Below are 8,266 nucleotides of genomic sequence, written 5' to 3' on the forward strand. Positions count from 1 at the left end.
CGGGCCTGCCGGAACCACGGTTCCGGCAGGCCCGCTCGGTGTCGTCACCCTCAGAAACCCTCAGAACGGGAAGCCGACCGTCCCCAACGGATCGGCGCCGGTGAGCGGCACCAGCCGCCAGTCCAGCCGCGCCGTTCCGGACGCTGTGTCCAGGTCTACCAAGATCGTGTGCGGGGTCTCCACCAGCCGCAGCTGGGCGGTGAACACGTCGCCCTGCCAGGCGCCGCTGGCGACCACGGCCAGTTCCGGTCCCTGCGGTGTCGGCCAGCGCGATTCCAGCCACTGGCCGTCGCCGACCACCGTGACCAGCTCGCCGGCCGGATGCTCGATGCGCAGCAGGTGATGCCCGCCCTGGGTGGTCTCCAGGCTGACCGCGCCGAACGCCTCCGGCAGTTGCGACGCCGCGTCCCGCAGCACCCGCACCGGCGGCCGTCGTTCCGGCCCTGACAACGGACGATGCTCCAGTTCGGCGAGCCGGTGGGCGAGTTGGACGTCCGCCGCGGCGTCGGTCTCGGCGTCGATCGCCGGCAGCAGGTGCCGCCAGAGGTGATCCAGCACCTCCTGCATCACCGCCACCTCGGAGGTGATCGCCACCGCGACGTCCTGCTCCGGCAGCACGATCGCGAACTGCCCGAAGGCGCCGTCGCCGCGGTAGCCGTGGCTGGCGCCCCAGAACGAGCAGCCGTAGCCGTAGGCCCAGTCCCCGACCTCGTCCGCGGCCAGCGAGGCGGCGCTCGGACGCGGCGCCTGCGCCGCGTAGTCGGCCGGCACGATCCGCTCACCCTGCCAGCGGCCGCCGTCCAGCCAGGTCTGGGCCAGCGCCAGGATCGCCGGGGTGGTGATGTGCAACCCGCTGAAGCCGAAGTCGCGACCCTGCAGGGTGCGTTGCGCCTTGCCGGCACCGCCGCCGAACGGATCGAGCAGCAGCCGCCGGACGTGGACCGTCAGCGGCTCGCCGGTGGCTGCGGCGATGGCCTGCGCGACCAGGTAGGTCCCCACCTGGTTGTAGGCCCACACCTCTCCCGGCTCCCCGTCCGGTTCGCAGGCCAGGATCAACGGCAGCAGCGGGTCGCCGTCGCCAGGATCGCCGGGCGGCAGCTTCGCGTCGCCGCGCCAGTCCCAGACGTCGGCGCTGTGGCCGACGGTCATCGTGATGCAGTTCCGCACGCTCACCCGCCGCCATCTGGGTGACACGGACGCCAGATCGGTCAGGTAGGAGAGCACCGGTGCGTCCAGGTCGATCAGGCCGCGTCCGGCCAGGTTGCCCAGCACGGTGGCGGTGAAGCTCTTGCTCAGCGAGTAGCCCAGATGCACCCGGTCGCGCGCATACGGCGCCCACCAGCCCTCGGCGATCACCTGCCCGTGCCGGGCGACCATCAGCGAGTGATAGCCGTGTCCGGGAGCTTCGAAGGCGTCCAACAGGGCGAGCAGGCCGCGGGCGTCGACGCCCTGGGCCGCGGGAGTACTGCGCGGCATCGTCACTGCAACAACCTACTGCTGCCGATCCGTGAGCCAGGCTGCCAACTCGGCGTGGCCGACGTAGTTCGCCCACCCGGCCGGGGTCAGCCCGAACCGGTCATCGACGGCATCGACATCGGCCCCGTGCTCGACCAGCCATTCCGCGATCGCACGCTCACCGGCCGCCGCCGCGTAGTGCAGCGCACCGTCGATCGGGGCGCCGCCCTCGACCAGCGCCCGGACCGCGTCCCAGTGCCGCAGCCCGGCCGTCTCGGCGACCAGCGTCGGACGCGCGCGCCGCTCACGTCGAGCCTTCGCACCGCGTCGGCGTCCCCGCGCAGCGCGGCGGCGACCAGCGGGTCTCGCCCCTGCTGCTCGGCCCGGTAGAGATCGCGCAGCAGGCAGATCTCGGCTCCGTGCGCCATCACCTCGCGGTTGATGTGGAACACCAGCTGCGCCAGCGAACTCTCCGCGAAGGCGGCCCCGCGCGGCCCCAGCGGACGACCCAGCGCCTCGTCGTCGCACGCCGCGACTCCGTCGCGCCACAGCTGGTAGGCCAGGTCGAGTTCGGCGAGAGCCTCCGACGCCGTCGCCGGACGCGGCTCGGGCCAATGCCGGTCGTCGAACATGTCGATGTCGTCGGCGTCCCCGGCCGGGGAGCCACCGAACAGCGCGCGGGCACGGATGCCCAACACCCCTCGGCTGATGTGATCGAGCCGCCAGGCGATCGTCGTCAGCGGAGGAATCGGCGGCTCGGGCACCAGCAGGTCGACCTGCATCCGGCCGGTGGCGTCCGGGCGGACACTCCACATGCCCGGCACCGGCTCCCACCGGTACTCCGCGTCGGTCAGCCCGACCAGCCGCGGCCGGAAATGCACGGTCCAGTAGAAGTCCAGCTGGTCAACCAGGTCAGCACCCCACGTCATAGCGCGACGGTAGTCGACCCCTCGCGTTCCGGCACCGGTCACGGGGTGCTCGAGGCCGGATCAGCCGGCGGCCGGCGCGGGTGCGATGTACTCGTGGCGCAGATCGGTGACGCTGGCGATGTGGTCGAAGTCACGATCGGCGGCCAGCACGGTCGCGTCGTTCACGATGGCGTACCCGGCGATCAGGATGTCGAGCGACCCCGCCGCACGGACGAGTCCCGCGTTCCACAGGGCGCTCTGGATGTCGAGCACCAGTGACTCCTCGGGCGCGTGTTCCAGTGGGAACCCCAGCGAGATCTGTTCCCGGTAGTGCGCGTGCTCGCCCGGCGTCCGGGCACTGTGGCAGAACTCCAGCACCTGCGGCGGACACGTGACGAAGAGGTCTGCCGGCGCCCGCTCGATCTGCCGTAGCCGCGCCGTGATCCCCGGATCGCCGGCGGCCAGCCTGGCCCAGACCGAGTTGTCGACGAGATAGTCGGTCATCGGGTCGGCGCGCCCAGTTCGGCCTCCAGGGAAGCGCTGATCAATGCTGTTCCGAGCGAGGACGTGCCCGGCGGGATGAGCTGCAGCCCCCGGATCTTGCAGTCGTACTGGACGTACAGCGCAAGATTTGGGGGCCGCAGATCGCCCGCCGGGTGCGCCGCAGCCGGGACATGATTGATCAGCGCTTCCCTAGGTCGGTCAGCGCGGCGATGCCGTCGATCATCGCGCCTTTCTGCTTCGAGGCGATCAGGCGGCGCAGCGCCAGGTCCAGGACGGCACGGTTCGACTTCTCACCGGTGAGCGCCCTGGCGCGCTCGATCAACGTCGGATCCAGGTCGACACTCGTCATTGCCACGATGCACTCCTTCCGGAGGCGCCGATCTCCGTTGGTCGAGCTCGTCGAGACCGGCAGCGGGTTTCGACAAACTCAACCAGCGAAACGACAAGCTCAACCAGCGAACACCGCGTTGATCAGCGCCTTGATATCTATATGAAGCACTATATACGGAGGTCCTCGGCCCGCGCCGGGCGGGACGTCCCCGCTCAGCGCAGCACGTAGCCGGCGATGGCGCTGGCCGCCGCCACGTTGAGTGAGTCGATGCCGGCGCGCATCGGGATCCGGGCCACCACGTCCGCCTGTTCGATCCAGCGATCCGACAGCCCGGAACCTTCGGTGCCGAGCAGCACGGCGACCCGGGCGTCCGGTCCGAGGGCGGACGCCGCGGCGTCCAGTTCGACCGCGCCGTCGGTCAGGGCCAGCGCGATCACCGTGAACCCGGACGCCCGCAGCGCCGGCACCGCGCTGCCCCAGTCGTCCACCCGCGCCCAGGGCAGCGAGAACACCGCACCCATCGAGGTCTTGATCGAACGCCGGTAGAGCGGGTCGGCGCAGCGCGGCGCGAGCAGCACGCCGTCCCAGCCCAGGCCGGCGGCGTTGCGCAGGATGGCGCCCACGTTGGTGTGGTCGACGATGTCCTCGCAGACCATCAGCCGGCGGAACCCGAGCAGGTCGGCCATGGTGTGCCGGGTCTCCCGGTGCAGCGAGGCCAGCGCGCCCCGGTGCACGTGGAACCCGCTGACCCGCTCCGCGGTCTGCTCGCTGACCCGGTAGACGGGGGCGTCGCCGACGACGTCCTGCAGCGAGGCCAGCCAGCGCGCCGCCAGCATGAACGACCGGGGACGGTAGCCGGCCTGCAGCGCCCGGCGGATCACCTTCTCGCCCTCGGCGATGAACAGGCCCTGCTCACTCTCCAGGTGCCGGCGCAGCGACGCGTCCCGCAGCGCCACGTAGTCGGCCAGCCGGGGATCGGCGGGGTCGGCGATGTCGATCGGGTCGGGCACGATCACAGTCTGGCGCATGCCATCGCCCGTAATAAACGGGCCATAGGGTGTCGGCCATGGGCTGGCTGAAGCGACTGGACCGTTTTCTGCTGGCCATCGTCTCCGCGGCGGTGATCGCCAGCCTGCTGCCCGCCCAGGGCGCGGCCGTCACCGTGCTGGACTGGCTGACCAAGGTGGCGGTTGCCGTCCTGTTCTTCGTCTACGGCGTCCGGCTCAAGCCCGAGCAGGCCATCGCCGGCCTGAAGCACTGGCGGCTGCACCTGACCATCCTGTCGCTGACCTATCTGCTGTTCCCGCTGATCGGCTGGGGCCTGCAGGTGCTGTCGCCGTGGCTGCTCAGCCCGGCCCTGTACGCCGGGGTGCTGTACCTGACCCTGCTGCCGTCCACGGTGCAGAGCTCGATCAACTTCACCTCGATCGCGAAGGGCAATGTGGCCGGCGCGATCGTCAGCGCGTCGGCGTCCAACATGCTGGGGGTGTTCGTCACCCCCCTGTTGTGCTGGGCGCTGATGACCACCTCCGGCGGGATCGCGATCGACCCGTCCTCGATCCTGGACATCGTCGGCCAGCTGCTGGTGCCGTTCGTGCTGGGCCAGTTCTCCCGGCGCTGGACGGCCGACTGGGTGGCCGCGCATCCCCGGCTCAAGCTGTTCGACCAGGGCGTGGTGGTGCTGGTGGTCTATTCGGCGTTCTCGGCCGGCATGCGCGAGCACATGTGGCAGCAGGTCAACGCCACCGACCTGCTGGGCCTGCTGGCGGTCTGCCTGGTGCTGCTGGCGGTGATGCTGTGGTTCAGTCACTGGCTGGCGAAGCGGCTCGGCTTCAACCGCGCGGACGTCATCGCGATCCAGTTCTGCGGCACCAAGAAGTCGCTGGCCACCGGGCTGCCGATGGCGAACGTGTTGTTCGCCGGCTCGCCGGTCGGCCTGCTGGTGCTGCCGCTGATGGTCTTCCACCAGGCCCAGCTGATGGCCTGCGGATCGCTGGCGTCCCGCTATGCCAAAGAGGTGCCGGACGAGCCTGCCGCAGCCTGACCGTGTCGTCCGTCCGGACGACACGGTGTGGCGACGAACCCCCGGTCAGCCCTGCTGTTCGGGGGCCTGCTCCGGCTGCGGTGCGGCCTGGGATTCCGGGCCGGGCGCCGGCTCGGCGGCCGGCGGGTTCAGTTGAGCCGGCGGGGTGTTGATCCCGACCCGGCGAGCGCGATTCTGCTCCATCTGCTGCGCCTCGGCGATGGCCTGCTGGACGGCGTTGGCCGCCTCGCCCTCGGCCTCCACCTTCTGCTGGGCGATCTCGGCGAACACGTCGATCTTCTCCGGCGCCTCGAACTCGCCCTCGCTGCGTCCGTAGCCGGCGCCCTTGAGCAGATCACCGGCCGCCGTGCCCAGACCCTTCAGGGCGTCGTTCAACTCGGACGGCACGATCCACACCTTGTTGGAGTCGCCGCGGGCCAGGTTCGGCAGCATCTGCATGTACTGGTAGGCCAGCAGCGACTGGTCCGGCTTGCCGGCGTGGATGGCGCCGAACACGGTGGTGATCGCCTGCGCCTCGCCCTCGGCCCGCAGCATCTTCGCCTGCCGGTCGGCCTGCGCCCGCAGCACCGCCGACTCGCGCTCGCCCTGGGCCCGCAGGATGGATGCCTCCCGGTCGCCGGACGCCGACAGGATCTGCGACTGCCGCTGGCCCTCGGCCAGCAGGATCGCGGCACGCTTGTCGCGCTCGGCCCGGGCGCCCTTCTCCATGGCGTCCCGGATGGTGGCCGGCGGCTCGATGGAGCGCAGCTCGACGCGGTTCACCTTGATGCCCCACTTGCCGGTGGCCTCGTCGAGCACCGCGCGCAGCTTGGCGTTGATCTCCTCGCGGGAGGTCAGGGTCTGCTCCAGGTCGAGGCCGCCGATGATGTTGCGCAGCGTGGTCATGGTCAGCTGCTCGATCGCCTGGATGTAGTTCTGCGCCTCGTAGGCGGCCCGGACCGGGTCGACCACCTGGAAGTAGATCACCGAGTCGATGCTCACCATCAGGTTGTCCTCGGTGATCACGCCCTGCGGCGGGAACGGGACGACGGCCTCACGCATGTCCATGGTGTAGCGGACGTTGTCGATCAGCGGCACCAGCAGGTGCGGACCCGGATCGAGGGTGCGGCGGAATTTGCCCAGTCGTTCGACGATGCCGACCTGTTGCTGGCGCACCACCTTCAGTGCCTGGGTCAACAGCGCGACCGCCAGCACGACGATGATGAGGGGAAGTATCCATTCCATGGTCAGGGCTCCTTGGGGTAGACAACCACTGTGGTTCCGTCGACTTCGAAGATCTCCACCGGCGCACCTTCGTCGATCTCGACATCGCCGAAGCTGCGGGCCTGCCACATCTCGCCGTTCACCTTCACCTCGCCGGAGCTTCCGGTGATCGCCGTCATGGCGCGTCCGGTGCTGCCCACCATGCGCTGCAGCGACGAGCGGTAGCCGGGCGCCGACCGCACCTTCTCCAGCAGCGTGGGCCGCAGCAGGAAGAGCAGCGCGAACGCCACCACCACCGCGACGATCACCTGGACCAGGATCATCCCCGGGAAGAGCAGCGCGACGCCGGCACCGGCCAGCGCGCCGGCCGCCAGCATCAGCAGCGTGAAATCGAGGGTGAGCGATTCAGCGACGGCAAGCAGCGTCGCCGCAATCAGCCACACCGCCCACCAGTTGTCGCTGAACCACTCCCACATGCACCTATCATGCCCGGGCGCGGGCGCTCCAACGACCGTTCGTGCGGGTGACATCCAACGCAATGTCGAAGGTCTCGCTCAGCCGCTCGGCGGTGAGCACCTCCTCGATCGGGCCGGCAGCCAGCACCGAGCCCTTCTTGAGCAGCAGGGTGTGGGTGATCCCGGTGGGGATCTCCTCGACGTGATGGGTGACCAGCACGGTGGCCGGGGCGTACGGATCGCCGCACAACTCGCTCAGCGTGCTGACCAGGCCCTCCCGTCCGGCCAGGTCCAGACCGGCGGCCGGCTCGTCCAGCAGCAGCAGTTCGGGGTCGGTCATCAGCGCCCGGGCGATCTGCACCCGCTTGCGCTCCCCCTCGCTCAGCGTGCCGAAGGTGCGGTAGGCCAGGTGCCCGACCCGCAACTGGTCCATCAGCTCGACGGCGCGCTCGAAATCGGCCTGCTCGTAGCTCTCCCGCCAGCGCCCCATCACCGCGTAGGCGGCCGACACCACGACGTCCGCGACCCGCTCGCTGCGCGGGATCCGGTCGGCCAGGGCGGCGGAGGCGACCCCGATCCGGGGCCGCAGCTCGAACACGTCCACGGCGCCGAGCACCTCGCCGAGGATCTCGGCGATTCCGGACGACGGGTGCAGCTGAGCGGCCAGGATCTGCAGCAGGGTGGTCTTGCCGGCGCCGTTGGGACCGATGATCACCCAGCGCTCGGACTCCTCCACCCGCCAGTCGACCTTGTCCAGCAGGGTGGCTTCGCCACGCACGATGGACACCCCCGCCAACTCCGCAACAGCCGCCATGCCGGCAAACCTACCGGCTGAGCCGGCCCGGACGAGTCGGACGCGCGGCCATCCCCCCGGACTCCCGGCGGCGACCCCATCCCCCCGCGGGGTCACCGTCGGGATGCACTGTCCGGGTGGCAGCACCACCCGGACAGCATCCGCGCCCGCCGACATCGGGCACCCGGGTTGCGGTCGGCCTACCCGGCCTGGACACCGGGTCCCGGGTCGCCCCAGGGTAGGGAGGAGCACCGTCCCGGCGCAGTGGGCATTCGCCCATCCGCCGGTGTCAGTCGGGGGCCGCGAAGCCGTTCCGGACGGCCCACGCGGTGGCGGCGGCCCGGCCCCGGACGCCGAGCTTCTGATAGATCGCGCAGGAGTAGTGCATGACCGTCTTGGGGGTCAGGCCGAGCTGCGCGGCGATCTCCTTGTTGGTCCGGCCGGCGGCCAGCGCCCGCAGCACCTCCAGCTCCCGGCGGCGGAACTCCGGGCGTCCGCTCGCCGCGCGGTGCTGGTCCCACGCCGGCACCGGCACCGGCTCCGGGACGCCGGTGACGCCGGCCGCGTAGTCCA

At 70.7% G+C, this 8,266-nt stretch carries 10 protein-coding genes and 1 pseudogene; 1 reads left to right on the forward strand and 10 read right to left on the reverse strand.

Annotated elements, in window-relative coordinates:
- Positions 1-60: 60 nt before the first annotated feature.
- The 6 genes and pseudogenes from QM582_RS00780 to QM582_RS00805 form a co-directional block, all read right to left on the reverse strand.
- A complete protein-coding gene (locus QM582_RS00780; protein WP_415080875.1) occupies positions 61-1,476 on the reverse strand; it encodes a serine hydrolase domain-containing protein in 1,416 nt (471 codons plus the stop codon).
- 15 nt (positions 1,477-1,491) lie between these two features.
- Positions 1,492-1,983, reverse strand: a complete 492-nt coding sequence (locus QM582_RS00785; protein ID WP_415080877.1) for an ankyrin repeat domain-containing protein — start codon at positions 1,981-1,983, stop codon at positions 1,492-1,494.
- A pseudogene (locus QM582_RS00790) lies at positions 1,875-2,384 on the reverse strand (DinB family protein); the annotation flags it as partial. The pseudogene QM582_RS00790 and the gene QM582_RS00785, both read right to left, overlap by 109 nt.
- Before the next feature lie 60 nt (positions 2,385-2,444).
- Positions 2,445-2,867, reverse strand: a complete 423-nt coding sequence (locus QM582_RS00795) for a PIN domain-containing protein (RefSeq protein WP_415080862.1) — start codon at positions 2,865-2,867, stop codon at positions 2,445-2,447.
- Positions 2,868-3,045: 178 nt separating this feature from the next.
- On the reverse strand, positions 3,046-3,216 hold the full coding sequence (locus tag QM582_RS00800) for a type II toxin-antitoxin system VapB family antitoxin (RefSeq protein WP_415080879.1): 171 nt from the start codon (positions 3,214-3,216) through the stop codon (positions 3,046-3,048).
- A gap of 194 nt (positions 3,217-3,410) precedes the next feature.
- Entirely contained in the window at positions 3,411-4,226 is an 816-nt protein-coding gene (locus tag QM582_RS00805) for a TrmH family RNA methyltransferase (RefSeq protein ID WP_415080864.1), read from the reverse strand.
- Positions 4,227-4,264: 38 nt separating this feature from the next.
- Here QM582_RS00805 and QM582_RS00810 point away from each other — a divergent pair, with 38 nt between their 5' ends.
- Positions 4,265-5,242 carry a bile acid:sodium symporter family protein gene (locus QM582_RS00810; protein ID WP_415080866.1) on the forward strand — a complete coding sequence of 326 codons (978 nt, stop codon included), beginning with the start codon at positions 4,265-4,267 and terminating at the stop codon, positions 5,240-5,242.
- A 45-nt stretch (positions 5,243-5,287) separates the two neighbouring features.
- Here QM582_RS00810 and QM582_RS00815 read toward each other — a convergent pair whose 3' ends face one another.
- From QM582_RS00815 to QM582_RS00830, 4 genes are all read right to left on the reverse strand, one after another.
- A complete protein-coding gene (locus QM582_RS00815) occupies positions 5,288-6,466 on the reverse strand; it encodes an SPFH domain-containing protein (protein ID WP_415080867.1) in 1,179 nt (392 codons plus the stop codon).
- A 2-nt stretch (positions 6,467-6,468) separates the two neighbouring features.
- Positions 6,469-6,921, reverse strand: a complete 453-nt coding sequence (locus tag QM582_RS00820; RefSeq protein WP_415080869.1) for an NfeD family protein — start codon at positions 6,919-6,921, stop codon at positions 6,469-6,471.
- Positions 6,922-6,928: 7 nt separating this feature from the next.
- Entirely contained in the window at positions 6,929-7,714 is a 786-nt protein-coding gene (locus QM582_RS00825) for an ABC transporter ATP-binding protein (protein ID WP_415080871.1), read from the reverse strand.
- A gap of 268 nt (positions 7,715-7,982) precedes the next feature.
- Positions 7,983-8,266, reverse strand: a 284-nt coding sequence (locus tag QM582_RS00830) for a helix-turn-helix domain-containing protein (protein ID WP_415080873.1), incomplete at its 5' end; no start/stop codon positions are given.

The sequence above is a fragment of the Micropruina sp. genome (assembly GCF_047607385.1).
In the GTDB taxonomy this organism is placed as follows: domain Bacteria; phylum Actinomycetota; class Actinomycetes; order Propionibacteriales; family Propionibacteriaceae; genus Micropruina.

Bases quoted from the DNA above. Each gene is read 5' to 3' on its own strand.
- QM582_RS00780 (WP_415080875.1), bottom strand. From the start codon at position 1,476: ATGCCGCGCAGTACTCCCGCGGCCCAGGGCGTCGACGCCCGCGGCCTG.
- QM582_RS00795 (WP_415080862.1), bottom strand. From the start codon at position 2,867: ATGACCGACTATCTCGTCGACAACTCGGTCTGGGCCAGGCTGGCCGCC.
- QM582_RS00800 (WP_415080879.1), bottom strand. From the start codon at position 3,216: ATGACGAGTGTCGACCTGGATCCGACGTTGATCGAGCGCGCCAGGGCG.
- QM582_RS00805 (WP_415080864.1), bottom strand. From the start codon at position 4,226: ATGCGCCAGACTGTGATCGTGCCCGACCCGATCGACATCGCCGACCCC.
- QM582_RS00810 (WP_415080866.1), top strand. From the start codon at position 4,265: ATGGGCTGGCTGAAGCGACTGGACCGTTTTCTGCTGGCCATCGTCTCC.
- QM582_RS00815 (WP_415080867.1), bottom strand. From the start codon at position 6,466: ATGGAATGGATACTTCCCCTCATCATCGTCGTGCTGGCGGTCGCGCTG.
- QM582_RS00820 (WP_415080869.1), bottom strand. From the start codon at position 6,921: ATGTGGGAGTGGTTCAGCGACAACTGGTGGGCGGTGTGGCTGATTGCG.
- QM582_RS00825 (WP_415080871.1), bottom strand. From the start codon at position 7,714: ATGGCGGCTGTTGCGGAGTTGGCGGGGGTGTCCATCGTGCGTGGCGAA.